This is a genomic window from Pseudomonas sp. App30 (assembly GCF_047947025.1).
Classification (GTDB): Bacteria; Pseudomonadota; Gammaproteobacteria; order Pseudomonadales; family Pseudomonadaceae; genus Aquipseudomonas.
Genome location: NZ_CP133165.1, coordinates 317367 through 344195, shown reverse-complemented (window position 1 = coordinate 344195; position 26829 = coordinate 317367). Strand labels below are relative to the sequence as shown.

The following is a 26829-nucleotide window of genomic DNA, read 5'->3' as shown; positions in this document are numbered from 1 at the left end:
CGCTGCTACGGGTTAGAGGGTGACGATTTCGACCCAGTTGGCGCCGTTGCCGGTGGGGTAGCGGCCGTTGAGGCTGAGGCGGCCGGTGGCCGGGTCGATGTCGAACACCGACAGTTGCGTGGATTTTTCCCCGGTGCAGATCAGGTGGCGGCTGTCGGCGCTGATGGCAAAGCCGCGCGGCTGCTTCTCGGTGGCAAAGGTGCCGATCAGGCTGAGGGTGCCGTGGGCCTTGTCCACCTTGAACGCCGACAGCACGCTGCTGGTGCGCTCGCTGGTGTACAGGTAGTTGCCGTCGGGCGTGACGTGGATGTCGGCGGCCCAGATGTCCTGGCTGTTGTCGGAGTGGGCCTGCATGGCGGGCGTGCCTACCCGCGACGGGCCACGCGGCGCGCCCGGCTTCAAGCCGTGGTCGGCGGGCAGGCTGCTGCTGACGGCCACTTGGGTGAGCTGGCCGCTATTGGCGTCCAGGGCGTAGCTGATGACCTTGTCCTGCAGCTCGTCCAGCACGTAGACGAAGCGGTTGTCCGGCGCGAACGCCAGGTGGCGCGGCCCCAGGCCCTCGGGTGCGGCCAGGTGGGCGGGGGCGTAGGGGGTGACGGCGCCGGTGTGGCTGTCGAAGTGGTACTGCAGCACGCGCTCGCCGCCCAGGTTGGCCACCAGCAGGGTGCGGTTGGCCTTGTCGATGCGCACCGAGTGGGCGTTCTGCGCGGTCTTGAGGGTGTGCAGCGGGGCGTCGGCGACCTTGGCCTGGTCGACGCGGGTGACGGTCATGATGTCGTTGTCGTACGAGGCGCCAAACAGGTAGTGGCCGGTCTGGTCCAGGGAAATATAGGCGTAGCTGTCCGGGGCCGGGCTTTCGCTGACCTGGGTCAGGTGGCCGTCGCCCGGGGCGATGCTGAAGGTCTGCACCCGGTAGGGCTGCGAGCGCACGGCGGCGTACAGGCGGCTGCGGTCGGGGCTCACGGCCATGGGCATGACGTTGGCGCCGGCCTTGGCGACCTGGCCGGGGATGAGCGTGCCGTTGGCGGCGTCCAGCTGGTAGGTGGACACAGTGCCATCGGCGGCGTTGGAGACGTAGACGAAGGTAGAGGCCATGGTTACCTGACTGGCTAGGGTGGCGAAAAGGAAGGGAATGGCCCGGCGGGCCAGGCGTGGAAGCGGGGAGGGCATGGGCACGACTCCTTGTTATTGTGCCTTGAGGTTATCAGACGTCGTATGACAATGGCTAGCCTTCGCCTCGCCGTGTAGCCGCTGCCGCAGGCTGCGCTGGACCTGTGCCTCACTGCAGATTTGCAGCGGACACCAAGCCCAGCGCAGCCTACGGCAGCGGCTACAGATCGCGTTAGGTAAACCCAACCACCGCGTGGGGAATATACGGCGCCTGCAGTTGGTCGATCTCCTCGGGCTCAAGCTTCAGCGCCAATGCTGCCACGGCGTCGGTCAGGTGCTCGGCCTTCGAGGCGCCCACCAGCGGCGCGGTCACGCCCGGGGTCTGCATCACCCACGCCAGCGCCACCTGCGCGCGTGGCACGCCACGGGCCGCGGCCACCCTTGCCACGGCCTCGACGATCTGCCGGTCGCTGTCCTCGGTGTGGGGCTGGTACAGGCTCTTGCCGTAGTCGTCGGTCTCGGTGCGCGCGGTGCCCTGGTGCCAGTCGCGGGTCAGGCGGCCACGGGCCAGCGGGCTCCAGGGCAGCACGGCGATGCCGGCGTCGCGGCACAGCGGCAGCATTTCGCGCTCTTCCTCGCGGTTGATCAGGTTGAGGTGGTCCTGCATCGACACAAACTTCGTCCAGCCGTGGCGCTCCGAGGTGGCCAGGGCCTTGGCGAATTGCCAGGCATGCATGGACGAGGCGCCGATGTGCAGGGCCTTGCCGGCCTTGACCACGTCGTGCAGCGCTTCCAGGGTTTCCTCGATGGGCGTGTCGTAGTCCCAGCGGTGGATCTGGTACAGGTCGACGTAGTCGGTGCCCAGGCGGCGCAGGCTGTTATCGATCTCGGTGAAAATGGCCTTGCGCGACAGGCCGCCGACGTTGGGCGCCGCGCGCATCGGGAAGTACACCTTGGTGGCGATGACGATCTCGTCGCGCCGGGCGTAGTCGCGCAAGGCGCGGCCGACGATCTCCTCGCTGGTGCCGTCGGAGTAGCTGTTGGCGGTGTCGAAGAAGTTGATGCCCAGTTCCAGCGCCTGCTTGATCAGCGGGCGGCTAGCCTGTTCGTCCAGGGTCCAGGGGTGTTTGCCGCGGTTGGGCACCCCGTAGGTCATGCAGCCCAGGGCCAGGGGGGAAACCTTGAGGCCCGTGCTGCCCAGGTTGACGGTCTTCATGCAGCGCTCCTGTGGTCGAAATGGTCCATTTTGCGTCTTCAGCCTAGTCCCGGGCCCCGCCGGGGTGCAACTGGCGGCGCATAAATGGCATGATGGGAATCTTTATTGCTGGGGTTGTACCGTCGGCAAGGTTTTCGAGTGGGGAGTGTTGAACAAATGGCTGCGCAACAAACAATCACGGTGATCCCGCCTGGCTTTGCCCTGAACGGACAGGTTTCGCCACCCGGGTCGAAATCGATCACCAACCGTGCGCTGCTGCTGGCCGCCCTGGCCAAGGGCACCAGCCGCCTGGATGGCGCGCTGAAAAGCGACGACACACGGCACATGTCCAATGCCCTGCGGCAGATGGGCGTGGTCATCGACGAGCCGGACGACACCACCTTCGTGGTCACCAGCAGCGGCCAGCTGCAGGTGCCGGCCGAGCCACTGTTCCTGGGCAACGCCGGCACCGCCGTGCGCTTCCTGACCGCCGCCGTGGCCACGGTCAACGGCGACGTCACCCTGGACGGCGACCACTACATGCAGAAGCGCCCGATTGGCCCGCTGCTGGCGTCGTTGCGCGCCGGCGGCGTCGATGTGCACAGCGCCACCGGCTGCCCGCCGGTGCAAGTCAAGGGCACCGGCCGCCTGCAGGCCCAGCGTTTCGAGATCGATGGCGGCCTGTCCAGCCAGTACGTCTCGGCCCTGCTGATGGTCGCCGCCTGCGGCACCGCGCCCATCGACGTGGCCCTGACCGGCAAGGACATCGGCGCCCGCGGCTACGTGGACCTGACCCTGGCCTGCATGCGCGCCTTCGGTGCCCAGGTGGAGCAGCTGGACGACGTCACCTGGCGGGTGCAGCCTACCGGCTACGTGGCTGGTGACTACTTCATCGAGCCCGACGCCTCGGCGGCCACCTACCTGTGGGCGGCCCAGGCCCTGACCGGCGGGCGCATCGACCTGGGCGTGGCCGACGACGCCTTCACCCAGCCGGACGCCAAGGCCCAGGACTACATCGCCCAGTTCCCGCACATGCCGGCAGTGATCAACGGCTCGCAGATGCAGGACGCCATTCCGACCCTGGCAGTGCTGGCGGCGTTCAACGCCACGCCGGTGCGCTTCGTGGAACTGGCCAACCTGCGCGTCAAGGAATGCGACCGCGTGGCGGCGCTGGACGACGGCCTGAACGCCATTCGCCCGGGCCTGTCGACGGTGGAAGGCGACGACCTGCTGGTGCACGCCGACCCGGCCCTGGCCGGCACCACCTGTGACGCGCTGATCGACACCCATTCCGACCACCGCATTGCCATGTGCTTTGCCCTGGCCGGCTTGAAGGTGGCGGGTATCCGTATCCAGGACCCGCTGTGCGTGGGCAAGACCTACCCGCGCTACTGGGACGCCCTGGCTTCGCTGGGCGTGACCTACACCCACGGTTGAGTCAGAAGGTGCCGAAGCCACGCGCCATCAGCGTGGCCATCAACGGCACCAGCACCAGCAACGCCAGTTCCAGGCGGATGACCATCGTCATCTGCCGCACACTGGCCGCGCTCACGGCCGGTGCCCTGCCGGCCTTGACCGCTGCGCGCCAACCCAGGAAGCGCACGGTGGGCAGGATCGACAACAGGCCGATCAGCACGAACAGCGCCACCTTGGCGTGGAAGAAGCCATTGTGCAGATAGTAAGTCGGCCCCTTGGCGAACCACAGCAGGCGCGCCAGCCCCGTCAGCAGCACCAGCCCGGCAGCAATCCCGAACAGCATGTCCACGCGAATCAGGCTGCGTGCCTGGGCCAGTGTCGGCTCGGGCTTGAGCAGCACATGCTCCAGCGACAGCAGGGCGAACAGCGCGAAAATCGACAGGTAATGCAGGTAGGCGGCGATGGCTTGGCTCATGGCAGCGACTCGGCAACGAGGACACCCTTCACCGTAGCAGCTGCCGCAGGCTGCGTCCGGCCGCGCCGCGACATCCCTGCTGCACCGCGTAGGCCATGACGCGGCCGGTGGCCGCTGCTACAGGGATGTGTTGCGCTACGCCGCGGTATGGCTGTCATCAGCGGCTGGCGAGGAAGCTCAGCAGGGTGTCGGTGACGAACCCGGGGTTCTCCAGGTTGGAGATATGCCCTGCGTCGGGCACCAGCACCTGCGCGCAGCCAATCAGCCGGGCCATTTCCACCGTTTCGTGAGGTGGCCGGGGGATGTCGCGGTCGCCGCACATCACCAGGGTCTTGCGCGGGTCCAGCTCATGCAGGCGGTCGCGCAGGTCTTCGCGGCCGAAGATGATGCGCCCCAGGGGCGCGATGCTCTGGCGTGCCACCTCGGCGGGCATTGCCGCCAGCGCGGCACGGAACGCCCGGCACAGCGGCGACTGCAGGTCGGCGTCGGGGTGGAAGTACATGGGCACGACGATGTCCAGCAGCGCCGGGCTCATGCCGCCTTCATCCTCCAGCTGGCGCAGCAGCGAGAAATAATACTGGCGCTTGGGCTCGTCCTCGGCGCCCACGTAGGTGTCCATCAGCACCAGCCGGTCGATGCGTTCAGGCGCGTCCATGGCCAGCTTCGCGCCCCACATGCCGCCTACCGACAGGCCCACCAGGTTGCAGCGCTCGATGGCCAGGTGGTCTAGCAGTGCCATGACCTGGCGGGCCAGGTCGGTGAGCGAGCGGGTGCTGGCGGGCAGCGGCCCGGAGGCACCATGGCCCCAGAGCTCGGGCACGATGACCCGGTAGTGGCCCTGCAGGGCCTGCACCTGGGGCGCCCACATGTGCTGGTCCCACAGGTAGCTGTGGGCCAGCAGGATGACTTCACCCGTTCCCTGGTCGGTGTAGTGCAGCGGCTGGCCGTCGATGATGAAGTGGGGCATGGGCTATTCCTTCGTCCTGAAAATAATGCGCCCCGGCAAGGTTGCTCAGGGCATGTCCAGCCTATGCCGAAGCCGGCCGTTTTCCCAACGCACGCGCAGGCCTTTGTGTTTCACCAAGTAACCCAGGGCCACCGCCGCCGCCAGCAGGCCCGAGGCCGCGCCGATGCCCAGGGCCCAGCGAGGGCCGCAGACGTCGGCCACCCAGCCGACCACGGGTGCGCCCAACGGAGTACCGCCCACGGCGATGGCCAGCAGGATGGCCATCACCCGCCCCCGCATGGCCGGCTCGGTGGACAGCTGCACGGCGCTGTTGGCGGTGGTGGTGAAGGTTTGTGCAGAAATACCCACGGCCGTCAGGGTCAGGCCGAACCACCAGTAGCCGGGCATCAGCGCCGCCAGGCCGGTGCCCAGGCCAAACAACAGGGCGCCGGCCAGCAGCGCGCCCATGCGCGGCGTGGCGCGGCTGGCCGAGAGCAGGGCGCCCAGCACCGAGCCCACGGCCATGCACGAGGTGAGCACGCCGTATTCGCTGGCGCCCTGGTGGAACACCGTGACCGACATGGTGGAAATGAAGATCGGGAAGTTCAGGCCGAAGGTGCCGATCAGGAAGTACATCCACAGGATCGCCAGCAGGTCGGGCCGCCGCCACACGTAGGCGAAGCCCTCGGCCAGGCCGGCGCGGCTGCTCTTGGTGCGTTCCAGCGGGCGCAGGTCGGCCACCCGCAGCCAGCGCAGCGACACCAGCACGGCGCCGAACGAGGCAGCGTTGAGCAGGAACACCCAGCCGCTGCCGATGGCGGCGATGAGCACCCCGGCCACGGCCGGGCCGATCATCCGTGCGGCGTTGAAGGAGGTGGAGTTGAGCGCCACGGCGTTGGACAGCTCCTTGTCGCCCACAAGCTCAGCGACGAAGGTCTGGCGGGCGGTGGAGTCGAAGGCGCTGACGCAGCCAAACAGGAAGGCGAAGACGTACACGTGCCACAACTGCACGACGCCAGTCAGGGTGAGTATCCCCAACGCCAACGCCAGGGCGCCGGACAGCGCCTGGGTGGTCATCACCAGCTTGCGGCGGTCGAAATGGTCGGCGGCAAGGCCGGTGAAGGGCATCAGCAACAGGTAAGGGCCGAACTGCAGGGCCATGACGATGCCCACGGCGGTGGCGCTTTCGTGGGTCAGTTGCACCAGCACCAGCCAGTCCTGCGCCGTGCGTTGCATCCAGGTGCCGATGTTGGAGATCAACGCGCCGCTGGCCCAGACGCGGTAGTTGTAGATGCGGAGCGAGCGGAAGGTGCCTTTCACAAAACCGGTTCCCGAAGACTGGAGCGAAGACAGAAAGCCGTTAGCTTCCTATCTTCGATCTTCAGTGGCCCGGCGTCAGGCTGTCAAGCGCCGTGCTCAGTGCGCGCTGCTGGCCTTGTGTTCCAGGCGGCCCACCGGGCCCAGCCATTGGCCGGCCTGCTGGTCGAGCCATTGCTGGGCGGTGGGTGCGTGCTTGACCGTGGCGTCGAGCCAGGCGGTGCTGATGGCGGCCACGCTGGCGGCCTGGCGACGGTCCACGCCCAGGTCCACCGGCTTGGCGCCGCCACGGCCTTCGCCGCCAGGCCCGCCCGGGCCACCGCCTTCGGGGCCGCCACCGTGGCGGCGCTCACCCTTGCTCTCGCCGGGTTTGCTGCCGCCGCCGGCGTGCGCCACGGTGCCGGACAGGTCCTTGTGGCTGGCGTCCTGCAGGCGCAACTGGTAGCCGCCCTGGGTGCGCAGGCCGGCGAAGAAGGCGAAGCGCTGCTGGGCGCTGGCCACCCAGCTGAAGGGATCTTCGTCCATCGGGCCGGTGACGCTGAGCACCGGCGTGTCGACCTGGGCGAAGCGCGCAGGGTCGGCGCCGGCAGCCACGTAGGGGCTGAGGACGATGGCACCCAGCGGCCGCCACTCGGTCAGGCGCGGCTGCCCTGCGTCGCGCTCGCCGGCCAGGGCGGCGGCGGTCTGCGCGCCCAGGTCGTAGCCGGCGACCACGGTGCGCTGCACGTCCACGGCGTTGAAGCCGGCTTCACCGGCCAGGCCGCGGCGGCGCACCTCGGCGAGCACGGTCACCACCTCGGCGACCCGCGCCTGCAAGGCCTGGTCGCCGTAGCTGTTGGCGGCGATGCCACGGAAGGCGCCGGCCTGGGCGTCGGCCGATTTATAGACCGATGAGTCGTAACGGGTCGGCTGCACGGTCAGCACGGCGTAGCCGGCGTTGGCCCAGCTCTGGCGCCACAGCTGGCCGGCGCTGTCGTCTTCGCCGAGGCCCGGCAGGTAGACCACCAGCGGCACGTTTTTCTGGCCGGCGGGCACCAGCAGCGACAGGTTGACCTGGTGGGTGCCCCAGGTCCAGCGCGTGGCCCAGCCGTCGAGCTTGTTGGACTGGCCGGGGTTGTAGGCGGTCTTCAGGTATTCCTGCAGCGACACCATGCCGTCGTCATCGGCGGGCGGTGGGCTGGAACAGGCGCCCAGGGCGGCCAGCGCAACGGCGGCGGCCAGGGGGCGGAGGAAGCGGGCAAGGGTAGAAGGCAGCATTGACATAACGACTCTGCTTGAACAGGAAACGAAAGCGGCGATTATGCAGAACCCGCGGGCCAGATAGGGCGCGGGGCGGGTAAAAGCTGGGTAAATTTTTGCTACATGAACCGGGGATGTTGGATACATTCCTGTAGCCGCTGCCGCAGGCTGCGCTGGCCCTGTGCCTCGGCGAAGATCCCCAGTGCACTCGGGGGCCAGCGCAGCCTGGCGGCAGCGGCTACGGAAATCGCGGTGGCCGTTTGGCTTGCGTGTCGGCCCGGCTCGCCTAAGCTACAGCCGAGCCTGTTGAAAAAACTTACAAATTCAACGCCATAAGTCGGACCTTTCGCCCAGTCCTGTAGTCATTAGGGCGTCAATATGAAATGGAGGTGTACATGCTCATTCGGTCTCTGGCCCTGGCTGCCCTTGTAGCGCTCGCCGGCCCCGTGCTGGCCGCCGACAGCGACTCGCCGTTGGCGCAGGAGCAGGGCAAGACCCGGCCCTTGATCATCATCGCGCGCAGCTCGGTGGACCCCACCCTGGTGCATTTCCAGGACGCGCTGAAGGACCCGGCCAACAAGCAGGCCTTCGCCCAGCGCAGCCTGGTGCTGTACACCGTGGTCAACATGATTGGCCAGCGCGACGGCAAGAACCTCGACCCCCAGGCCACCATGGCCCTGATCCGCAGCCTGAGCCTGGGCGCCGGCGAGCTGCCCAAGACCATCCTGGTGGGCAAGGACGGCACCAAGAAGCTGGAGAAAAGCGGCCCGGTTGAGCTCAAGGAAGTGTTCGACACCGTGGACGCCATGCCCATGGCCGAGAAGGAAGCGGCAGCGCCAGCCCCGGCGGCGCCAGCGGCAGAGCCGGGCAAGCCCGCCAAGGGCGCCAAGGCGGGCAAGGCAGCGAAGGCTGCGGAGCCGCAGTCGCTGGACGATTGATGGCATGTGGGAGCTGGCTTGCCAGCGAGTTTTTGACAATCAAAGGCTCGCTGGCAAGCCAGCTCCCACAACTCGTTCAGGGAATCAACCGCTCCGCCCGCAACTGCGCGAACACATCGAAGAACGCCTGGTCACTGGCCTGGAAATCGACGAAGCCCAGCCGCCGGCTCTTGGACATGTCGGTCACCACTTCCACCGGCCGGCCCAGGTCGGCGTCGGTGTGCCACGGCGAAATCAGCCGCTCGATATCACGTTCCTGCAAGCCATGTTCCGCCGCCAGGGCGCTCCAGGTGGCCTGGTCGCCGGCCATCTGCGCGGCCAGGGGCATGGGCTGCTCGGGGAACGGCGCGGCCTCCAGGCCAAACCAGTCGGCAATGCGCCCCCACATCCAGCTCCAGCGGAACACGTCGCCGTTGGTGACGTTGAAGGCTTCGTTAGCTGCCGCCGGCGTGGTGGCGGCCCACAGCAGCTGGCGGGCGAGGATGCGCGCGTCGGTCATGTCGGTAAGGCTGTCCCACTGCACCCGCGAGCCGGGGAACACGAACGGCCGGCCCGTGGCCTTGCACACGCTGGCGTAGACGGCGAGGGTGGTGGCCATGTTCATGGCGTTGCCCACGGCCACGCCGGTGATGGTGTGCGGGCGGTGCACGCTCCAGGTGAAATGGTCGCGCTTGGCGGCGGCGAACAGCTCGTCTTCCTGGGCGTAGTAGAAGTTTTCCACGTCCAGGCGGCCCTGGCTTTCGCGGAACGGGGTCTGTGGCAGGCTGCCCTGGCCGTAGGCCTCGAACGGGCCCAGGTAGTGCTTGAGGCCGGTGACCAGCGCCACGTGGCGCAGGCTGCGGGCGCCGCGCAGGGCGTCGAGCACGTTGCGCACCATGCCGGCGTTGACGCGGATGTTTTCCGCCTCGCTGGCCTGGCGCGACCAGGTGGTGATGAACAGGTGGGTGGGTGACAGGCCGGCGAGGGCACTGGCCAGGGCGGTGGGGTCTTGCAGGTCGGCGGCAATGGGGATGATGCCCGGCGCCAGGTCCGGGTGGCGCGACAGGCCCGCCACCTTCCAGTTGGTGTTCTCGGCCAGCACGCGGGTCACCGCGCGGCCGACGATGCCACTGGCACCCACTACCAATGCAATTTCTGTCATGTCTGCCTCTGTGCAACAACAAATGTTGTTACACCTTAACGGCAGATGGCGTGCGATCCAACCCGTGCGGCCCTGGGACGCAGCCCCGTAGCAGCAACTGTCTCTGTGGGAGCTGGCTTGCCAGCGAGTTTTTAGGGCCTCAACAGCTCGCTGGCAAGCCAGCTCCCACAACAACGTCGCGTCCGGGCCTTCAATTCACCGCAACGGCCGCCCCCGCGCGCTGCAACAACTGCTGATTGCGCGCCGACAACTGCTCCAGCACAAACCCCTTGCCAGCCTTCTCATACCGCGCCGCCAGCGCTTCCAGCGCGGCAATCGCCGAATGGTCGGCCAGGTGCAGGTGGCGGCAGTCGACGATGACCTCATCCGGGTCGTTGCGTGGGTCGAACAGCGCCTGGAAGTGCGTGGTCGAGGCGAAGAACAGCGTGCCGTGGGGGGTGTAGCGCTTGCGCCCGGGCTGGCTGGCGTCGGCATCGGCGCGGATTTCCCGGGCGTGCTGCCAGGCAAACGCCAGCGCCGCGATGAGGATGCCGCACAGCACGGCCGTGGCCAGGTCAGTGAACACGGTGATCACGGTCACCGCCACGATCACCACCGCGTCCTGGCGCGGCACCTTGCCCAGCACCCGCAGCGAGCCCCAGGCGAAGGTCTGCTGGGCCACCACGAACATCACCCCGGCCAGGGCGGCCAGCGGAATGCGCTCGATCAGCGGCGACAGAAACAGAATGAACAGCAGCACCATGATGCCGCTCACCACCCCCGACAGCCGCCCACGGCCGCCGGAGCTGAGGTTGATCACGGTCTGGCCGATCATGGCGCAACCGCCCATGCCGCCGAACAGCCCCGACGCCACGTTGGCCACGCCCAGCGCCACGCACTCGCGGTTGGGCTGGCCCTGGGTCTCGGTCAGCTCGTCGGTGAGGTTGAAGGTCAGCAGGGTTTCCAGCAGGCCGACCATGGCCATCAGCACCGCATAGGGGGCGATGATCTTCAGCGTCTCAAGGTTCATTGGCACGCTGGGCCAGTGCAGGCTGGGCAGGCCGCCGGCGATGTGCGCCATGTCGCTGAGGGTGCGGGTGGGCAGGCCCAGGGCGTACACCAGCAGGCTGACGCCGACGATGGCCACCAGTGCCGGCGGCACCGCGCGGGTCAGCCGCGGCAGCAGGTAGACAATGGCCATGGTCAGCGCCACCAGGCCCAGCATGGTCGCTAGCGGCGTACCTTGCAGCCAGCTGCTGCCGACCTTGAAGTGCTCCAGCTGCGACAGCGCGATGATGATCGCCAGGCCGTTGACGAAGCCCAGCATCACCGGATGCGGCACCATGCGGACCAGCTTGCCCAGGCGCAGCAGGCCGAACAGCACCATGATCAACCCGCCCAGCACCACGGTGGCCAGCAGGTACTGCACGCCGTGCTGCACCACCAGCGCGACGATGACCACGGCCATGGAGCCCGCCGCGCCGGAGATCATCGCCGGGCGGCCGCCGAACAGCGCGGTCAGGGTGCAGATGATGAAGGCGCCGTAAAGGCCCATCAACGGGTTGAGTTGCGCCACCAGGGCGAAGGCGATGCACTCCGGCACCAGGGCGAACGATGACGTCAGCCCGGCCAGGACGTTGCCGCGAATGGAAGACAGGGACATGGGTTTCCTTGCGTGAACAGCCAAACCCGCCTGGGGACAGGCGAGCGCGTGAAAAGGGAATGGTGGCCATTTTAAAGAGAAATGGACCGGACCGACCACTTATTTTGACCGTCGGCGGTTGTCGTACCTCCGCCTGGATGGTTTAGACTCAGCCGTCCACCTTGCTGCCTGTCCATAACAACAAATCCCGATTGCAACAGGAGTCGCACCATGGAGCACCTTTCGCTGGGCCTCGTCGGCTACGGCAAGATCGCCCAGGACCAGCACGTGCCGGCCATCCTCGGCAACCCGGCCTGGCGCCTGCAGGCCGTGGCCACCCTGGGCCAGCCGTGCCCTGGCGTGGCCAATTTCCGCAGCCTCGACGCGCTGCTGGCCGACGGCCCGGCCGTGGCCGCCGTGGCTTTCTGCACGCCGCCCCAGGGCCGCTACGCCCAGGTGCGCGAGGCGCTGCTGGCCGGCAAGCACGTGCTGGTGGAAAAACCGCCGTGCGCCAGCCTCGGCGAGGCCATGGCGCTGGTGGACCTGGCCCGCGCCCAGGGCGTCAGCTGCCTGTTCGCCTGGCACTCGCGCTTCGCTCCGGCGGTGCAGCCAGCGCGCCAGTGGCTGGAGGGGCGGGTGCTGCGCAGCGTGGCCATCACCTGGAAGGAAGACGTGCGCAAATGGCACCCCAGCCAGGCGTGGATCTGGCAGGCCGGTGGCCAGGGCGTGTTCGACCCGGGCATCAACGCCTTGTCCATCGTCACTGCGCTGCTGCCCGAACCGCTGTTCGTCACCGCCGCGCAGCTGGACGTGCCGGCCAACCACCAGGCGCCCATCGCCGCGCGCCTGCAGATGGCCGACGCCCGTGGCCTGCCGGTGACCGCCGAGTTTGACTGGGACCACCCTGAGCCGGACATCTGGCGCATCGTCATCGAGACCGACGCAGGCGTGCTGCGCCTGGAGCAGGGCGGTGCGGCGCTCTTCATCGATGACCAGCCCCAGGCGCTGCCGCCGGAAGCCGAATACCCGTCGCTGTACGCGCATTTCGCCCAGCTGATCCAGCGCCAGGCCAGCGACGCCGACCTGCAACCGCTGCGCCTGGTGGCCGACGCCTTCATGGCCGGCAGCCGCACGCTGGTTGACGAGTTTCATGATTAACGCCGCATTGGTAGCCGCTGCCGCCAGGCTGCGCTGGCCGTCCCGCACGCCGGAGATCTTCGGTATGCTCAGGGGCCAGCGCAGCCTTCGGCAGCGGCTACAGGTTGTCTCAACATCCGTTCACATCGAGGGAGTCCCGTATGTACCCGCAAGTGCAGCTTTACATCAACGGTCAATGGCAGAACGCGGCGGACGGGCGCAGCATCCCCGTGGTCAACCCCGCCACCGGTGACACCATCGGCAGCGTGGCCCACGCCGACATCGCCGACCTGGACCAGGCCCTGGCCGCCGCCCAGCGTGGCTTCGAGACCTGGCGCAAGGTCAGCGCCTTCGACCGCTACAAGATCATGCGCAAGGCCGGCGAGCTGCTGCGCGAACGCGCCGACCACATCGCCACGCTGATGACCCTGGAGCAGGGCAAGCCCGTGGCCGAGGCCCGCGCCGAAACCCTGGCCGCCGCCGACATCATCGACTGGCTGGCCGAGGAAGGCCGCCGCAGCTACGGCCGCATCGTGCCGTCGCGCGCCCAGGGTATCGAGCAGCGGGTGATCAGCGAGCCGGTGGGCCCAGTGGCCGCCTTCACGCCGTGGAACTTCCCCATCAACCAGGTGGTGCGCAAGCTGTCCTCGGCCCTGGCCGCCGGCTGCTCGATCATCGTCAAGGCCCCGGAAGAAACCCCGGCGTCGCCTGCCGAGCTGATCCGCGCCTTTGCCGACGCCGGTGTGCCGGCCGGGGTGATTGGCCTGGTGTATGGCGTGCCGGCGGATATTTCCGGCTACCTGATCCCGCACCCGGTGATCCGCAAAGTTACCTTCACCGGCTCCACCCCGGTGGGCAAGCAACTGGCGGCCATGGCCGGCCTGCACATGAAACCGGCGACCATGGAACTGGGCGGCCACGCGCCGGCCATCGTCTTCGCCGACGCCGACGTGGAAAAGGCCGTGCAACTGCTGGTGGCTTCCAAGTTCCGCAACGCCGGGCAGGTGTGCGTATCGCCGACGCGTTTCCTGGTGCAGCGTGAAGTGTTCGAGACCTTCCTGACCCGCTTCGTCGAGCTGGCCGGCAAGATCAAGGTCGGCAACGGCCTGGAAGAGGGCACGCTGATGGGCCCGCTGGCCAACGACCGTCGCGCCCCGGCCTTGCAGGCCCTGGTGGACGACGCACGCAGCCACGGCGCTACCGTGCACCTGGGTGGCAAGGCCATCGACGGCCCGGGCTACTTCTTCGCGCCGACGGTGATCAGCGGCCTGAACACCGGCATGCGCCTGATGAACGAAGAGCCGTTCGGCCCGGTGGCGCTGATCGTGCCGTTCGACACGGTGGAAGAAGCCATTGCCGAGGCCAACCGCCTGCCGTTCGGCCTGGCGGCCTACGCCTTCACCAGCACCTCGAAAACCGCCCAGGCCCTGAGTGACGGAGTGGAAGCGGGCATGCTGTCGATCAACCACTTGGGCATCGGCCTGCCGGAGATTCCGTTCGGCGGCATCAAGGATTCCGGGCACGGTTCGGAAGGCGGCACCGAGGCGATCGAGGCGTACCTGGTGACCAAGCTGGTCACCCACCTGGGTTGACCCCCACCCCCGTAGCAGCTGCCGCAGGCGGCTGCGTCCTGTGGGAGCTGGCTTGCCAGCGAGCTGTTGAGGCCCGAAAAACTCGCTGGCAAGCCAGCTCCCACAAAAACAGTTGCTGCTACGGGCGCGTTTACAGCCCGTACAGCTCGCGGTACTCGTCCCAGCTCATGCCGGCCATCTCGGCCACTTCCTTATGCACCTCCAGGCGCTGCGCCTGGAATTCCTCTGGCGTCGCCGCCGTCAATTGCAACGTCAGCTCCCAGGCGAACAGGCCCTGGGCCTCGGCTTCCTGCTCGAACGCCTCGTGCAGGCGCTCGGCGCGGTACTGCGCGGCGGTCATGCCGGCGGCCTGGGCTTCCAGCGGGTTGAGGTGGTCCAGCTGCTGGCGGAGCTCGTCGTGGGCGGCCAGGAAGCGTTCCAGGGCGGCGGGGTGACGCTGTTCGGGGTCGATCATCATGTACCTGATGGGCAGTGGCAGTACCCCTAGTCTACGCCAGGCTTTCTTCCTGATGCACCGCCAGCGTGCCCTTGAGCAGGTCGCTGCGGCTGACCACGCCAATGACTTCGCGGCTCTGCGCATCACGCACCACCGCCAGGCTTTCCAGCCCCAGCGCCACCATCCGCCCAGCCACGGCGCGGCAGGTTTCCCGGGGCAGGGCGAACGCCTGGCCGGCCGCCAGCGGCACCTGCGCGTGGCTCATCACCTCGCTGACCTCGTGGCGCTCCAGCGGGTCCACCGAATATTCGCGGTAGATGTGCAGGCCGCGCCGGGCGATTTTCTCGGTCATGATCGAGCGCTTGGCAATCACGATGGTCACCGTGTACGCCACGGTCACGGTCAGCAGCAACGGCAACAACGCATTGAGGTCGTGGCTCAGGCCCAGGGCGAACACCACCGCCGTCAGCGGCGCGCCCAGCACCCCGGCCAAGGTAGCCGCCATGCACACCAGCGGCCACAGCGCGCCGTGGTCGCCGGGCAGCACATGGCCCAGCGCCGCGCCCAGGCCGGCGCCGAGCATCAGCAGCGGCGCCAGGACGCCGCCCGACGTGCCGGAGCCCAGGGCGATCACCCAGATCACCGCCTTCACCAGCAGCAACGCCAGGGCCGCGCCGAGCAGCAGGTGGTTGTGCAGCAGGTCGCCGATCACATCAAAACCGATGCCCAGCGCCCGTGGCTGGAAATAGCCGCCAATGCCGATGGCCAGGCCACCCAGGGCCGGCCACCACATCCAGTGCAGCGGCAGCTTGCCGAACAGGTCTTCCACGCGGTACAGCGACCACGACAGCAGCGTGCACAGCAGGCCGCTGGCGATGCCCGCGACCAGGCAACCGAACAGCGCCTCGGGGCCCACCGGCGCGGTTTGCACGGCGAACAGCGGCTCGCTGGCGATCAGCAGCGGGCGCAGGAAGCCGGCCACCGCGCAGGCGATAGCCACCGGCACCAGGCTGCGCGGGCGCAGTTCGAACAGCAGCAGCTCCACCGCCAGCAGCACCGCCGCCACCGGCGTGCCGAACACCGCGGTCATGCCCGCCGTGGCGCCGGCCACCAGCAGGGTCTTGCGCTCGGCGGCGCTGAGGTGAAAGCGCTGGGCAATCAACGAACCCAGTGAGCCGCCGGTCATGATGATCGGCCCCTCGGCGCCGAACGGGCCACCGCTGCCGATCACGATTGCCGACGACAGCGGCTTGAGCAGCGCCACCCGCAGGGACAGGCGGCTCTGGCCGAACAGAATCGCCTCGATGGCCTCGGGAATGCCGTGGCCACGGATCTTGCTGGAGCCGTAGCGGGCCATCAGGCCGACGATCAGCCCGCCCAGCACCGGCAGGCCGATCACCCACAGGCCCAGTTGGTGCTGCGCCGGCGAGCTGTTGGCGAACGAGAAACGCTGGTAGAAAAACAGGTTGCTGCACAGGTGGATCAGCCCCAGCAGCACCGCCGCCGCACCGACTGCCAGGGCGCCGATCACGGCGGCCAGCAGCACCTGGCGGAACAGCCGCCGGTCCACGGAAAAATCAGCCTTGTGCTGCATGGGCTTACTCCTGCTCGAACGGCACGCGCAAGCGCTTGCCGGCACTTTTCAGTTCTTCGCGGTGCAGGAAGGCCAGCTTCGCCAGCACCTCGTTGCCCTTGGCGGTGAGGCTGACGCGCACCTCGCGGCGGTCCTCGTCGCTGCGCTGGCGCTGCACCAGGCCTTGCGCCTCGCAGCGCTTGACCAGCGCCACGGCGCCGTGGGGCACCATCTGCAGGCGCTCGGCCAACTCGCCGACGGTGGCCCAGTCGCGGCCATCGAAGCCCATGGTGTGCAGCATCAGCAGGTACTGCTGGGGCGTGACCCCGTGGGCCTGCACGGCTTCCTCGGAAAAACGCAGGAAGCGCCGCAGCTGGTAGCGAAACTCCGACAGGGCTTCGAAATCGGTCTTGGCCAGGGCATCGCTCATGGGCGTGGCTCCGAATGCAGGCGGGCGAGGGTGGCGGTGACGATGGCTTCCAGGTCGTCGGCGTCGACGTCGATGAATTCGTCGCGTTCGTCCAGCACGGCCTGCAGCGCCTGGTGCAGCTGTTGGCTGGCGGGCGACACGGCACGGGCGGCGGCGGGCGCCGGCACGTGGCCGTGGGGGTAGCGGTGGCGGCTGAAGCTGTGGAACACCAGCGCCACGCCCAGCAGCACCGCCGAATTGAGCAGCACCGGGTCGAGGACGAAGGCGTAGCCGGCGGCATGAATACTCGGGCCGCCCAGCACGGCGGTCAACGCCACCGCGCCCGAGGGTGGATGCAGGCAACGCAGGGCCAGCATCAGCGCGATCGCCACTGCCACGGCGACGGCGGCCGCGATGATTTCGTTGCCGATGAACGCGGCGCAGGTGACGCCCACCAGAGAAGCCACCAGGTTACCGCCGATCAGCGACCAGGGCTGGGCCAGCGGGCTGGCGGGGGCGGCAAATAGCAGCACGGCCGACGCTCCCATGGGGGCGATCAGCAGCGGGATATCGGCGCTCAGGCCCAGGGCCCAGGTGCACAGGGCGGCGGTAAGGCCGATGCCCAACAGCGCGCCGAAGGCGGCACGCAACACTTCACGGGGGCTTAGGTGCAACGGCGCGGGACGCAGGCGTTGCAAAAGGGAGGGGAGCTTCACGGGGCGGGTACCTTGGCTGAAAACGCGGGCATTTATATCACGATGTGATGTATTTCCCAAGCGCACTTCGGTTGTCAGCCGCCGGTGTTGAAAACAGTCATGAGCATAAATGCATAGGTTTCAGTAATAGAAAACCTTTGTACATCAGTAGTTTATTCAATTTATTCCTGCTACTTACTTTCTGTCGGCAGTTTCTTCTGCTTAATGTTGACTCTTGTTGAGGTATACCCCATGACTGTCACGCGCGAACAAATCAATGCGTTGCTCGATGCTGTGCCCATCGACAAATATCCCGAGGTCTTCAATCTCCTGCAGCCCTTGGCGCAACCAGCGCCAGCGACGCCACCCGAGAACAGCGGCGGCGAGGTGAAGTTTGAGTTTCAGGCCAGGGACACGCTATAGCGGCACAGGACGGCAACCCCGTAGCAGCTGCCGCCAGGCGGCGTCCGGCACGGCGCGGTGTGACGCGGTGCGCTTGGACGCGGCCTCACGGCCGCTGCTACAGCACCACCACCTGTAGCAGCGGCCGTGAGGCCGCGTCCCTAGCTACACCGCGCAAACCGCAGCAAACTTCAGCTGTTGCTCCAGCAACATCACTTGTTCACTTTGCCCTGATCACGACGGCTCATCCCACGCAAACCCCTGTAAACCGGGCCTCCCACACCCGGCACGGGTTGTGCAATCACCCCCTCAGGATCATTCGCCGAGGGACGTCCGTGCATTCAACCTTCAAGACTTTCACCCTGGCCACGCTCTGCGTGGCGCTGGCTGCCTGCGACCGCAGCGCCCAGGTAGCGCAGCGCAGCAGCACGCCGGTCAGTGGCGGCACGCTGGTCTACGCCACCGACCGCGAGCCCACCTGCCTGGACCCCCACGTGGCGGGCGACATGCCCCAGGTGTTCATCGGCCAGCAGTACCTGGATTCCCTGGTGTCCATGGACGAGAACGGCAAGATCGGCCCCTGGCTGGCGGAAAGCTGGGAGGTGTCGGCCGACGGCACCACCTACACCTTCCACCTGCGCAAGGACGTGCACTTTACCGATGGCACGCCGTTCACGGCCGCGGCGGTGAAGGCCAACCTCGACCACATGGCCAACCCCAAGACCCAGTCCAGCACCGCCGGTGGCTATATTCGCCAGTACCGCAGCACCGACGTGGTCGACCCGTACACGGCGGTGGTGCACCTGGCCACGCCGTATGCGGCGTTCCTGGAGGTGCTGGCGCAAGGTTTCCTGGGCATCGAGTCGCCCACCGCGCTGCTGCGCTCGCGCGATGAGAACTGCGAGTCGCCGGTAGGCTCGGGGCCGTTCAAGGTGGTGCGCTGGGACCGCCAGAGCCAGGTAGAGCTGGTGCGCAACCCCGACTACCACTGGGCGCCGCCTACGGCCAAGCACAACGGCCCGGCGTACCTGGACCGCATCCTGTGGAAATTCATTCAGGAGCCGTCGGTGCGCTTCGCCTCGCTGCAGGCCGGCGAGGTGGACGTCATCGAGGCGCTGCCGCCCGAGTCCCACGAGGCTGCGCGGCACAACCCTGACCTGAGCATCCTGATTGCCCAGCGCCCCGGCAACCCCACCAACGGCACCCTGAACATCACCCGCGCGCCCTTCAACGACGTGCGTGTACGCGAAGCCTTCGTGCGCAGCGCCGACATCGACGGCGCGCTGAAAAGCGTGTACTTCGGCGAGTTCCCCCGCGCCGGCGGGCCGCTGAGCGTGGCCACGCGCTTCTACAGCCCCGACTTCGAACACGCCCAGGACTACGACCCGGCCCGCGCCGCCCAGCTGCTGGACGCCGCCGGCTACAGCCAGCGCGACGCCGAGGGTTACCGCATTAAGGACGGCAAGCGCCTGCAGGTGCACGTGGTGATGGGCAACCGCACCGCGCCGTCCGAGCAGACCCTGTGGGAGCAGGTGCAGGCCACCACGCGCGCCGCCGGTTTCGAGCTGATCATCGACCAGATGAGCGACACCCAGGCCACGGACCGCCAGTCCAAGTGGGACTACGACGTGCGCCTGGGCTACTGGAACACCAACACCGCCGACGTGCTGCGCATCATCTTCAGCTCGCAGTTCCTGGCGCCCGCCGGAGTAGGCGGGTACCACCAGAACACCGCCGGCTATAACGACGCACATTTCGACCAACTGGTCGAAAGTGCCCTGGCCACCCAGGACCCGGCCCAGCGCCAGGCCCTGTACTACCAGGCCCAGGCCCAGGCCAGCAAGGCCTACCTGGAACTGACCACCTACCCGCAAAGCACGCGCCTGGGCATCTACAAGACCACCCAAGGGGTGCGCATCGAGCCGTCCCTGGCGGTGACCTACCTGTATGACGCCTGGGTGGACAAAGGCCAGAACAAAGGAGTGAAGCCATGAATGCCATCGTGACGCTCGACAACCCCCGGCGCCAGCGCCTGGTTCACCTGGGCCAGCGCGCCGCCTGGCGCCTGGGCGGCGCGGTGCTGGTGCTGTGGGCCGTGGCCACCCTGACGTTCTTCGCCCTGCGGCTGATGCCCGGCGACCCGGTGCTGGCCATTCTCGGCGGGCCCAGCGGCAACCCCACGGCGGAAACCATCGCCGAGGCTACGCGCGAGTTTGGCCTGGACAAGCCGCTAGCCGTGCAATACGGCGTGTACCTGTGGAAGCTGCTGCACGGCGACCTGGGCGTGTCCTACTCCCAGCACCAGCCGGTGACCCAGGTGCTGGCCGAGCAGAGCGGGCCAACCCTTGAATTGCTGGTGCTGGCCCTGGTGCTGGCGTGGCTGCTGGTGCTGGCCTGGACCCTGGTTACCGCCGGGCGCCGCTCGTGGCTGAGCCAGCTGGGCTCGCTGGCCGAGACCCTGGCGGCGGCCTTACCGCAGTTCTGGCTGGGCATCGTGCTGCTGGCGGTGTTCGCCTTTGGCCTGAAGTGGTTCCCGCCGGCGGGCAGCGACGGCTTTGCCACCCTGGTGCTGCCGGCCTTTGCCCTGGCGTTTCCGCTGGCCGGGTTCATCGGCCAGGTCACCCGCGAATCGCTGGAATACACCCTGGAGCAGCCCTTCGTGCTCACCGCCCGCACCCGCGGCCTCAGCGACCTGGCGGTGCGCTTCAAGCATGCGCTGCGCCACGCCGTGCTGCCGGGGGTGTCGCTGTCGGGCTGGGCCATCGGCGCGCTGATCAGCGGCGCGGTGGTGGTGGAGGTGATCTTTTCCCGCAAGGGCCTGGGCCGCCAGCTGTACCAGGCGGTGCAGGCCCAGGACCTGCCCCTGACCATCGGCATCAGCCTGGTAGTGGCCGCCGGCTACGTGCTGGCCAACATTCTCATCGACCTGCTGTACGAATGGATCGACCCACGCCTGGCGGAGCAACGCCCATGAGCCAATTAGTCCTTGAAGCACCGGCGCTGGCCCTGTCGCGGCCACGCCTGACAGTCCGCTGGGGCACGCTGCTGGCCGGCCTGTTCATTGCCTGGCTGCTGGCCGCAGCGCTGGTGCCCGGCCTGTTCAGCCACGCCGATCCGTTGGCCATCGTGCCCCGCGACGCCTTCCACGCGCCGGGCTGGGCACACTGGTTCGGCACCGACCAGTCGGGCCGCGATATCTATGCGCGCATCGTCCACGGCGCGCGCCAGTCGCTGTTCATCGGCGTCGCGGCCACGGCGTTGGCCATGTCCATCGCCATCAGCCTGGGGCTGTTGGGCGGCCTGTTGGGCGGCTGGACCGACCGCGCCATCGGCTGGCTGCTGGAGGTGCTGTTCGCCTTCCCATCGTTGGTGCTGGCGCTGCTGTTCGTGGCGGTGTTCGGCAGCGGCATCGGCCCGCTGATCATCGCCACCGGCATCGGCGGTGCGCCGGGCTACGCGCGCATGGTCCGTGGCCAGGTGCTCAGCGTGCGCAACGCCGGCTACATCGAGGCCGCGCGCGCCCTGGGCCATCGCCCGGCGCGCATCATCCTCCGGCAGCTGCTACCCAACGCCCTGCGGCCGCTGGTGGTGACCATGACCATGGGCGTCGGCCAGGCCATTGTCTGGGCCTCGGCCCTGAGCTTCCTGGGCCTGGGCGCCAAGCCACCGGCACCGGAGTGGGGCACCATGCTGTCCATGGGCCGCGACTTCGTGGTCAACGCGCCGTGGCTGACCATCGTCCCGGGCCTGTTCATCGTGCTCACCACGCTGTCGACCACGGTGCTGGGCCGCTACCTGCAACAACGCCTGGAGGGCCGCCTGTCATGAGCCGCAAAACCCTGATTGTCGAAGGGCTGTCCATTCGCTTTGGCGAGCACAGCGTGGTCCGTGACCTGAGCTTCACCCTGGCACCGGGCAAGACCCTGGCGCTGGTGGGCGAGTCCGGTTCGGGCAAGAGCGTCACCGCGCGCAGCTTGATCGGCCTGGCCGGCGCCGGCGCGCAGATCAGCGCGCGCACCCTGCGCTACGGTGACCACGACCTGCTGAAGCTGTCCGAGCGCCAGTGGCGCCAGCTGCGCGGCCAGGCCATTGGTTTTGTGCTGCAGGACGCGCTGGTGTCCCTGGACCCGTTGCGGCCGGTGGGCAAGGAAATTCTCGAAGTGCTCACTACCCACCAGTGGGGCCCCGCCGCCAGCCGCCCGCAGCGGGTGCAGCAATTGCTGGAACGCGTCGGGGTGCCGGAGCCGGCGCTGCGTGCGCGCCAGCGCCCCGACCAGTTGTCCGGCGGCCTGCGCCAACGCGCGCTGATCGCCAGCGCCCTGGCCCTGGACCCGCACCTGGTGATTGCCGACGAACCGACCACGGCCCTGGACGCCACGGTGCAGGCGCAGATTCTGGAAGTGCTGCAGGCCATCAAGGCGCGGGGCGACTCGCTGTTGATCATCAGCCACGACCTGGCCGTGGTCGCGCAGCTGGCCGACGAGGTGCTGGTGCTGCGCCACGGCGAAGTGGTGGAGCAGGGGCCCACCGACCAGGTGCTGCGCCAGCCCAGCCACCCCTACACCCAGGCGCTGCTGGACGCGGTGCCTGGCGAGCACGGGCGCGCGGCGCGGCCGAACCAGGGTGAAGTGCTGTTGCGCGCCAGCGGCCTGGGCAAGCGCTACGTGGGCCCGGACCGCCAGGTGCGGCAGGTGGTCACCGACGTCAGCTTCGAGCTGCGCGCCGGGCAGACCCTGGGCATTGTCGGCGAGTCCGGCTCGGGCAAGACCACCGCCGCGCGCATCGCCCTGGGCCTGCTGACCCCGGACGCCGGCACCGTGAGCTTCGCCGGCCAGCCCTGGAACGCCGTTGGCGATACGGTCAGCGAGGCCCAGCGCCGCCTGCGCCGCCGCGACATCAGCGTGATCTACCAGGACCCGCTCAGCTCCTTCGACCCACGCTGGAGCGTCGGCCAGATCCTCGCCGACGCCCTCGACGTGGCCGGCGTGGCCAAGGCGGGGCAGGGCGCGCGGGTGGCCAAACTGCTTGATCAGGTGCGCCTGCCCGGCGCCCTGGCCAGCCGCCGGCCGCTGCAACTGTCCGGCGGCCAGCGCCAGCGCGTGGCCATTGCCCGGGCCATCGCCAGCAACCCCAAGGTGATTGTCTGCGACGAGCCGGTGTCGGCGCTGGACGTGTCGGTGCAGGCCCAGGTCCTGGATTTGCTGGCTGACCTGCAGGCCGAGCTGGGCGTGGCCTACCTGTTCATCTCCCACGACCTGGGGGTGATCCGCCAGGTCAGCGACCAGGTGCTGGTGATGCGCCACGGCCAGGTGGTGGAAAGCGGCCCGGTGGCGCAGGTGTTCGACCAGCCGCGCCATGACTACACCCGCCGGCTGCTGGCCGCCGTGCCGCGCCTGCCCGGCGCTGGCGTTGCATGGGTGGCACCGCCCCAGGAAGACGAAAACCCGCTGTGGCTCTTCGACGAGTCGCGGCTATGGAAGATTGCCATTTGAACTGCCCAGGAGTACCCATGACCGTTCAGGCCCTGAAAGACCGCATCAACGCCTTGCTGCCCGCCATCGAGGCCGGCGCCGGCGCCCGCGAACGCGACCGCCAGTTGCCCTACGACGCCGTGCGCCAGCTGGCCGAGGCGGGCCTCTACACCTTGCGCATCCCGCAGGCCGCTGGTGGCCCCGGCGCCAGCGTGCGCGACACCATCGAAGTGCTGCTGGCGGTGGCCAGCGTCGACTCCAACACCGCCCAGGCCCTGCGCCCGGGCCTGGCCTTTGTCGAAGGCCTGCTGGCCAGCAGCGCCGAGGACGCCGACGCCGAGCGCCAGCGTTGGTTCGCCCGCTACCTGGACGGCGCCGTGCTGGGCAACGCCGGTTGGGAGGTGGGCGGCGCCAACGGCGCCATCAGCGCGCGCATCGTGCGCCAGGGCGACCACTACCGGGTCAACGGCAGCAAGTACTACAGCACCGGCTCGCTGTACGCCGACTGGATCAGCGTCGTAGCGCTGGACGAGGACGACCTGCCGCGCTCCTTCGTGCTGCCCCGCGACCGTCAGGGCCTGGTGCTGCTGGACGACTTCGACGCCATGGGCCAGCGCCTCACCGCCAGCGGCACCACGCGCCTGGATGACGTGATCGTGTACCCGGACGAGTTGCGCACGCGCACCGTGGAAGAGGGCACCCGCACCATCGTCACGCCGTTCCTGCAGCTGTTCCTCGCCACCGTGCAGGCCGGCATCGCCCGCAACGCCTTCAACGACGCGGTGCGCTTTGCCCAGCACCATGCGCGGCCCATCAAGCACAGCAGCGCCACGCGCTCGGTGGACGACCCTTATGTAGAGCTGAGCGTGGGCGAGATCGCCGCTCGTGCCTACGCCGCCGAAGCCGTGGTGCTGCGCGCCGCCGACAGCATCGACCGCGCCTGGGCCGCCGGCCAGGCGCCGGCGCTGGTGGAACAGGCCGCGGTGGAAGTGGCCCAGGCGCAGTTCATCACCGCCGACAGCGCGCTGAAGGCCGCCGAGCGCCTGTTCGATGTGGGCGGCGCCTCCACCACCAGCCGCCAGCACAACCTCGACCGGCACTGGCGCAACGCCCGCACCGTGGCCAACCACAACCCGCGCGACTGGAAAGCCGCGGCGGTCGGCGCCTGGGCGCTGAAAGGCACGCCACCGCCGACCTCCGGGTTGTTCTAAAGGCAAACCGCGTTGCCTGTATCGCGACTAAAGTCGGCTCCTACCACGGGCAGCGTAGGAGCCGACTTTAGTCGCGATGCAGACGACGCGGTCCGCTTGGTGGACGTTTGTACCAACTCTGGCACATTTCATGATTGTCATGGTCGCCCCCGTATCCTGCGGATGACTTGCCAAGGAAGCGCTATCCCATGTCCCAGAGCACTGCAACGCCCGAAACATGGAAGGTCGACCACCTTCCGGGCACCCCGTTGGGCTTCGTCCTGTTGTTCCTGCGCCGTTTCAAGGGCTGGTACCTGGCCATCCTGCTGCTGCAGATTGGCGCAGCCGTGTGCACGATCCTGGTCCCCTGGGGCCTGGGGCGCCTGACCGGGCTGATCAGCCACCTGGCCGACATCCGCCAGGCCTTCGACGTTCTGCAAACGCCGCTGCTGCTGTTCGCCGGCCTGCTGGTGCTGGAAATGCTGATGCTGCGCATCGGCAACGGCTGCCACATCCACGTGGTGCCCATCCAGCGCCGCGCGGTCACCCAGACGCTGTTCGCCTACCTGCAGCAGCACTCCCACCGCTTCGTCAGCAGCGAGTTCGCCGGGGCCCTGGCGCATAAGGTGTCGGAGGTGTCGATGGGGGTGAACATGACCATCGCCATCGTCCTGTTCGACCTGATTCCGGTGGTTGTCACCCTCAGCGTCTCGGTGCTGTTGCTGTACCTGGCCGCCCCGGCGCTGGGCCAGTTCATGCTGGTGTGGGCGCTGCTATTCACCGGCATCAGCTACTGGCTGGCGCGCCGCAGCCAACCGCTGGCGCAGCAGTTTTCATCGGCGCGCAGCCTCAGCAACGGCAAGGTGGTGGACGCGGTCAGCAACCTCACCAACATTCGCCTGTTCGCCCGCCACGCCTATGAATACGACTACCTCAACGGCTACCTGAACCGCGAGATGAAGGCCGCCTACCGGGCGTTCATCTACATGGAGAAAATCCGCTGGCTGCTGTCGGGGCTGGGCGTGGCGCTGAAGCTGGGCATGGTGCTGCTGGCCCTGTACCTGTGGCGCGCCCAGCGCCTGGACCTGGCCGGTTTCGTCATGGCCACCAGCTTGTCGCTGCTGATCGTCAACGACGTGGGCAACCTGGCGCGGCGGCTGCTGGATTTCTTCGAGGCCGCCGGCAACATCGCCAACGGCGTACGCACCCTGGTGCGCCCCCACGAGGTCACCGACCAGGCCACTGCCGGGCTGCTGCAAGTGAAGCGCGGCAACATCGAGTTTCGCGACGTGACCTTCGGCTACCGCCCCGGGCAGGCGATTTTCCAGGGCTTCAACCTGAGCATTCCGGCGGGCCAGCGGGTGGGCCTGGTGGGCTCGTCGGGCTCGGGCAAGTCGACCCTGCTGAGCCTGCTGTTGCGCCTGTACGACGTGCAGGGCGGCGCGGTGCTGATCGATGGCCAGGACGTGCGCCAGGTCACCCAGCATTCCCTGCACGGGCAGATCGGCCTGATTCCCCAGGAGCCGGGGCTGTTCCACCGCACCATCCGTGAAAATATCCATTACGGCCGGCTGGACGCCAGCCACGAGGAGCTGGACGCCGCCATCCACCGCGCCGGCGCCCAGGGCTTCATCGGCGAGATGGAGCACGGCTACGAGTCGCTGGTGGGCGAGCGCGGGGTGAAGCTGTCGGGCGGGCAGCGGCAGCGCATCGCCATCGCCCGGGTGATCCTCAAGGACGCGCCGATCCTGGTGATGGACGAGGCCACCTCGAGCCTGGACTCCATCACCGAGCGCTTCATCCAGGACAAGCTCGACGAGATCATGGACGACAAGACCGTGCTGGTGGTGGCCCACCGGCTGTCGACGGTGGCGCACCTGGACCGCATTCTGGTGCTGGACCACGGGCGGCTGGTGGAGGATGGCAGCCATGAGCAGCTGTTGGCCCAACGCGGGCACTATTACCGGTTGTGGAGCCGCCAGGCCCAGGCCGAGGTAGAACTCACCTCTTGAGAATTGCGTTGCCTGCATCGCGACCAAGGTCGGCTCCTACCGCGTGCGTGGTAGGAGCCGGCCTTGGCCGCGATGACGCCGGATCGTTCCACGCGCAAGCACATCGACATATTCTTTGCAGGAATATCAAAAGCACAATCAATTCCTTTTGATTTTAACCGGGCTGGGGCACAGTAAACCCATCGCGGCACTGGGCCGCAGCTTTCATCACAAGGGAATCGTGCCATGACCATCAAAGCCATCAACGTACGCAACCAGTTCAAAGGCGTGATCAAGGAAATCATCGAAGGCCCGGTGGTGTCGGAAATCGACGTGCAGACCGCTTCGGGCATCGTTACCTCAGTGATCACCACGCGTTCCATCCATGAGCTGGAACTGAAAGTGGGCAGCGAAGTGATCGCGTTCGTGAAGTCCACCGAAGTGTCCATCGCCAAGCTCTGACCCTGTACCGGGCAGCTATCCATTGACCGCGCGGCGCCACGAGACGAAGATCGTGGTGCAGCGAGGCACAAGG

At 67.9% G+C, this 26829-nt stretch carries 24 protein-coding genes; 12 read left to right on the top strand and 12 right to left on the bottom strand.

Features of this window, described 5'->3' with window-relative positions; genetic code table 11:
* Window positions 1-12 precede the first annotated feature (12 nt).
* Window positions 13-1170: a lactonase family protein gene (locus tag RAM80_RS01550; protein ID WP_416424475.1), complete on the bottom strand. Its 1158-nt coding sequence runs from the start codon at window positions 1168-1170 to the stop codon at window positions 13-15.
* 172 nt (window positions 1171-1342) lie between these two features.
* The gene (locus RAM80_RS01545) at window positions 1343-2326 is read right to left on the bottom strand and encodes an aldo/keto reductase (RefSeq protein ID WP_416424474.1); all 984 of its coding nucleotides are present in this window, start codon (window positions 2324-2326) and stop codon (window positions 1343-1345) included.
* 156 nt (window positions 2327-2482) lie between these two features.
* On the opposite strand from RAM80_RS01545, the gene aroA reads away from it, so the two are divergent.
* Window positions 2483-3742 carry a 3-phosphoshikimate 1-carboxyvinyltransferase gene (gene aroA, locus RAM80_RS01540; protein WP_416424473.1) on the top strand — a complete coding sequence of 420 codons (1260 nt, stop codon included), beginning with the start codon at window positions 2483-2485 and terminating at the stop codon, window positions 3740-3742.
* A gap of 1 nt (window position 3743) precedes the next feature.
* On the opposite strand, the gene RAM80_RS01535 is transcribed toward aroA, so the two are convergent.
* The 4 genes from RAM80_RS01535 to RAM80_RS01520 form a co-directional block, all read right to left on the bottom strand.
* A complete protein-coding gene (locus RAM80_RS01535) occupies window positions 3744-4196 on the bottom strand; it encodes a DUF2214 family protein (RefSeq protein WP_416424472.1) in 453 nt (150 codons plus the stop codon).
* A gap of 157 nt (window positions 4197-4353) precedes the next feature.
* Window positions 4354-5163 carry an alpha/beta fold hydrolase gene (locus tag RAM80_RS01530; RefSeq protein WP_416424471.1) on the bottom strand — a complete coding sequence of 270 codons (810 nt, stop codon included), beginning with the start codon at window positions 5161-5163 and terminating at the stop codon, window positions 4354-4356.
* 45 nt (window positions 5164-5208) lie between these two features.
* A complete protein-coding gene (locus RAM80_RS01525; RefSeq protein ID WP_416424470.1) occupies window positions 5209-6462 on the bottom strand; it encodes an MFS transporter in 1254 nt (417 codons plus the stop codon).
* A 96-nt stretch (window positions 6463-6558) separates the two neighbouring features.
* Entirely contained in the window at window positions 6559-7722 is a 1164-nt protein-coding gene (locus tag RAM80_RS01520) for an alpha/beta hydrolase family protein (protein ID WP_416424469.1), read from the bottom strand.
* A 371-nt stretch (window positions 7723-8093) separates the two neighbouring features.
* Here RAM80_RS01520 and RAM80_RS01515 point away from each other — a divergent pair, with 371 nt between their 5' ends.
* Window positions 8094-8636 (top strand): DUF4174 domain-containing protein, encoded by a 543-nt coding sequence (locus RAM80_RS01515; RefSeq protein WP_416424468.1) that lies wholly within the window; start codon window positions 8094-8096, stop codon window positions 8634-8636.
* Between the two features lie 76 nt (window positions 8637-8712).
* On the opposite strand, the gene RAM80_RS01510 is transcribed toward RAM80_RS01515, so the two are convergent.
* Window positions 8713-9777 (bottom strand): SDR family oxidoreductase, encoded by a 1065-nt coding sequence (locus RAM80_RS01510; protein ID WP_416424467.1) that lies wholly within the window; start codon window positions 9775-9777, stop codon window positions 8713-8715.
* A gap of 190 nt (window positions 9778-9967) precedes the next feature.
* A complete protein-coding gene (locus RAM80_RS01505) occupies window positions 9968-11419 on the bottom strand; it encodes a SulP family inorganic anion transporter (protein ID WP_416424466.1) in 1452 nt (483 codons plus the stop codon).
* 210 nt (window positions 11420-11629) lie between these two features.
* Here RAM80_RS01505 and RAM80_RS01500 point away from each other — a divergent pair, with 210 nt between their 5' ends.
* A complete protein-coding gene (locus RAM80_RS01500; protein WP_416424465.1) occupies window positions 11630-12556 on the top strand; it encodes a Gfo/Idh/MocA family protein in 927 nt (308 codons plus the stop codon).
* A gap of 140 nt (window positions 12557-12696) precedes the next feature.
* Window positions 12697-14127 (top strand): NAD-dependent succinate-semialdehyde dehydrogenase, encoded by a 1431-nt coding sequence (locus RAM80_RS01495; RefSeq protein WP_416424464.1) that lies wholly within the window; start codon window positions 12697-12699, stop codon window positions 14125-14127.
* A gap of 130 nt (window positions 14128-14257) precedes the next feature.
* Here RAM80_RS01495 and RAM80_RS01490 read toward each other — a convergent pair whose 3' ends face one another.
* The 4 genes from RAM80_RS01490 to RAM80_RS01475 are packed head-to-tail and all read right to left on the bottom strand — an operon-like array spanning window position 14258 to window position 17261.
* Window positions 14258-14581 carry a DUF6388 family protein gene (locus RAM80_RS01490; RefSeq protein WP_416424463.1) on the bottom strand — a complete coding sequence of 108 codons (324 nt, stop codon included), beginning with the start codon at window positions 14579-14581 and terminating at the stop codon, window positions 14258-14260.
* A gap of 34 nt (window positions 14582-14615) precedes the next feature.
* Window positions 14616-16157 (bottom strand): chloride channel protein, encoded by a 1542-nt coding sequence (locus RAM80_RS01485; protein ID WP_416424462.1) that lies wholly within the window; start codon window positions 16155-16157, stop codon window positions 14616-14618.
* 4 nt (window positions 16158-16161) lie between these two features.
* The gene (locus tag RAM80_RS01480) at window positions 16162-16566 is read right to left on the bottom strand and encodes a MarR family winged helix-turn-helix transcriptional regulator (RefSeq protein WP_416424461.1); all 405 of its coding nucleotides are present in this window, start codon (window positions 16564-16566) and stop codon (window positions 16162-16164) included.
* Entirely contained in the window at window positions 16563-17261 is a 699-nt protein-coding gene (locus RAM80_RS01475; RefSeq protein ID WP_416424460.1) for an HPP family protein, read from the bottom strand. The genes RAM80_RS01480 and RAM80_RS01475 overlap by 4 nt, the downstream gene beginning before the upstream one ends.
* A gap of 231 nt (window positions 17262-17492) precedes the next feature.
* On the opposite strand from RAM80_RS01475, the gene RAM80_RS01470 reads away from it, so the two are divergent.
* The 8 genes from RAM80_RS01470 (at window position 17493) to RAM80_RS01435 (ending at window position 26756) form a co-directional block, all read left to right on the top strand.
* A complete protein-coding gene (locus RAM80_RS01470) occupies window positions 17493-17663 on the top strand; it encodes a hypothetical protein (protein ID WP_416424459.1) in 171 nt (56 codons plus the stop codon).
* A 314-nt stretch (window positions 17664-17977) separates the two neighbouring features.
* Complete coding sequence (locus RAM80_RS01465; protein ID WP_416424458.1) at window positions 17978-19636, top strand: ABC transporter substrate-binding protein; 1659 nt, start codon at window positions 17978-17980, stop codon at window positions 19634-19636.
* Window positions 19633-20616, top strand: a complete 984-nt coding sequence (locus RAM80_RS01460; protein ID WP_416424457.1) for an ABC transporter permease — start codon at window positions 19633-19635, stop codon at window positions 20614-20616. Before RAM80_RS01465 ends, RAM80_RS01460 begins: the two co-directional genes overlap by 4 nt.
* Complete coding sequence (locus RAM80_RS01455; RefSeq protein ID WP_416424456.1) at window positions 20613-21470, top strand: ABC transporter permease; 858 nt, start codon at window positions 20613-20615, stop codon at window positions 21468-21470. The genes RAM80_RS01460 and RAM80_RS01455 overlap by 4 nt, the downstream gene beginning before the upstream one ends.
* Window positions 21467-23134 carry a dipeptide ABC transporter ATP-binding protein gene (locus tag RAM80_RS01450; protein ID WP_416424455.1) on the top strand — a complete coding sequence of 556 codons (1668 nt, stop codon included), beginning with the start codon at window positions 21467-21469 and terminating at the stop codon, window positions 23132-23134. The genes RAM80_RS01455 and RAM80_RS01450 overlap by 4 nt, the downstream gene beginning before the upstream one ends.
* Before the next feature lie 17 nt (window positions 23135-23151).
* Window positions 23152-24324: an acyl-CoA dehydrogenase family protein gene (locus RAM80_RS01445; RefSeq protein WP_416424454.1), complete on the top strand. Its 1173-nt coding sequence runs from the start codon at window positions 23152-23154 to the stop codon at window positions 24322-24324.
* 188 nt (window positions 24325-24512) lie between these two features.
* Window positions 24513-26315 (top strand): ABC transporter ATP-binding protein, encoded by a 1803-nt coding sequence (locus tag RAM80_RS01440; protein ID WP_416424453.1) that lies wholly within the window; start codon window positions 24513-24515, stop codon window positions 26313-26315.
* Window positions 26316-26540: 225 nt separating this feature from the next.
* Window positions 26541-26756: a TOBE domain-containing protein gene (locus tag RAM80_RS01435; RefSeq protein WP_008370939.1), complete on the top strand. Its 216-nt coding sequence runs from the start codon at window positions 26541-26543 to the stop codon at window positions 26754-26756.
* The last annotated feature ends 73 nt before the right edge of the window (window positions 26757-26829 follow it).

What these genes read in the sequence shown, in the direction of transcription:
- RAM80_RS01550 (WP_416424475.1), bottom strand. Translation starts at nt 1,170, where the DNA reads ATGCCCTCCCCGCTTCCACGCCTGGCCCGCCGGGCCATTCCCTTCCTT.
- RAM80_RS01545 (WP_416424474.1), bottom strand. Translation starts at nt 2,326, where the DNA reads ATGAAGACCGTCAACCTGGGCAGCACGGGCCTCAAGGTTTCCCCCCTG.
- aroA (WP_416424473.1), top strand. Translation starts at nt 2,483, where the DNA reads ATGGCTGCGCAACAAACAATCACGGTGATCCCGCCTGGCTTTGCCCTG.
- RAM80_RS01535 (WP_416424472.1), bottom strand. Translation starts at nt 4,196, where the DNA reads ATGAGCCAAGCCATCGCCGCCTACCTGCATTACCTGTCGATTTTCGCG.
- RAM80_RS01530 (WP_416424471.1), bottom strand. Translation starts at nt 5,163, where the DNA reads ATGCCCCACTTCATCATCGACGGCCAGCCGCTGCACTACACCGACCAG.
- RAM80_RS01520 (WP_416424469.1), bottom strand. Translation starts at nt 7,722, where the DNA reads ATGTCAATGCTGCCTTCTACCCTTGCCCGCTTCCTCCGCCCCCTGGCC.
- RAM80_RS01515 (WP_416424468.1), top strand. Translation starts at nt 8,094, where the DNA reads ATGCTCATTCGGTCTCTGGCCCTGGCTGCCCTTGTAGCGCTCGCCGGC.
- RAM80_RS01510 (WP_416424467.1), bottom strand. Translation starts at nt 9,777, where the DNA reads ATGACAGAAATTGCATTGGTAGTGGGTGCCAGTGGCATCGTCGGCCGC.
- RAM80_RS01505 (WP_416424466.1), bottom strand. Translation starts at nt 11,419, where the DNA reads ATGTCCCTGTCTTCCATTCGCGGCAACGTCCTGGCCGGGCTGACGTCA.
- RAM80_RS01500 (WP_416424465.1), top strand. Translation starts at nt 11,630, where the DNA reads ATGGAGCACCTTTCGCTGGGCCTCGTCGGCTACGGCAAGATCGCCCAG.
- RAM80_RS01495 (WP_416424464.1), top strand. Translation starts at nt 12,697, where the DNA reads ATGTACCCGCAAGTGCAGCTTTACATCAACGGTCAATGGCAGAACGCG.
- RAM80_RS01490 (WP_416424463.1), bottom strand. Translation starts at nt 14,581, where the DNA reads ATGATCGACCCCGAACAGCGTCACCCCGCCGCCCTGGAACGCTTCCTG.
- RAM80_RS01485 (WP_416424462.1), bottom strand. Translation starts at nt 16,157, where the DNA reads ATGCAGCACAAGGCTGATTTTTCCGTGGACCGGCGGCTGTTCCGCCAG.
- RAM80_RS01480 (WP_416424461.1), bottom strand. Translation starts at nt 16,566, where the DNA reads ATGAGCGATGCCCTGGCCAAGACCGATTTCGAAGCCCTGTCGGAGTTT.
- RAM80_RS01470 (WP_416424459.1), top strand. Translation starts at nt 17,493, where the DNA reads ATGACTGTCACGCGCGAACAAATCAATGCGTTGCTCGATGCTGTGCCC.
- RAM80_RS01460 (WP_416424457.1), top strand. Translation starts at nt 19,633, where the DNA reads ATGAATGCCATCGTGACGCTCGACAACCCCCGGCGCCAGCGCCTGGTT.
- RAM80_RS01455 (WP_416424456.1), top strand. Translation starts at nt 20,613, where the DNA reads ATGAGCCAATTAGTCCTTGAAGCACCGGCGCTGGCCCTGTCGCGGCCA.
- RAM80_RS01450 (WP_416424455.1), top strand. Translation starts at nt 21,467, where the DNA reads ATGAGCCGCAAAACCCTGATTGTCGAAGGGCTGTCCATTCGCTTTGGC.
- RAM80_RS01445 (WP_416424454.1), top strand. Translation starts at nt 23,152, where the DNA reads ATGACCGTTCAGGCCCTGAAAGACCGCATCAACGCCTTGCTGCCCGCC.
- RAM80_RS01440 (WP_416424453.1), top strand. Translation starts at nt 24,513, where the DNA reads ATGTCCCAGAGCACTGCAACGCCCGAAACATGGAAGGTCGACCACCTT.
- RAM80_RS01435 (WP_008370939.1), top strand. Translation starts at nt 26,541, where the DNA reads ATGACCATCAAAGCCATCAACGTACGCAACCAGTTCAAAGGCGTGATC.